Genomic DNA, 253 nt, shown 5'->3' with positions numbered 1-253 from the left:
ATGAGGTACCCCAGTACCGACCCTAATCCCAGCCGTACAGCGATGGGCACAATCAGCGCCGCCGATCCGAGATAAATCAGCGCCTGTATCAGCGTATGGCTATCCATGGTGTGCCTCCTGCCATTCCATCAGACGCTGTTTGTAGTGACGCGCCTGCGCTTGCAGCGTTTCATCATCACAGATAAACGTACAGTGCATCGCAAACGGTGGTAGCCATTTGAGGCCGCAATAGAGCGCTGTCGCCTGTAAAGGC

Annotated in this window: 1 protein-coding gene and 1 pseudogene; both read right to left on the bottom strand. The window is 55.3% G+C overall.

Annotation, left to right across the window (positions count from 1 at the left end; translation table 11 throughout):
• Positions 1-107: hypothetical protein (locus FDX22_RS31570; RefSeq protein ID WP_049097872.1), on the bottom strand; the 107-nt coding region annotated here is incomplete at its 3' end.
• Positions 100-253, bottom strand: a pseudogene (locus FDX22_RS31565) (glutathione-regulated potassium-efflux system ancillary protein KefF); the annotation flags it as partial. The pseudogene FDX22_RS31565 and the gene FDX22_RS31570, both read right to left, overlap by 8 nt.

The sequence above is a fragment of the Citrobacter sp. TBCS-14 genome (assembly GCF_005280805.1).
GTDB lineage: Bacteria > Pseudomonadota > Gammaproteobacteria > Enterobacterales > Enterobacteriaceae > Citrobacter > Citrobacter gillenii.
The sequence above is the reverse complement of the archived record's forward strand: the minus strand, read 5'-3'. Positions and strand labels throughout refer to the sequence as shown.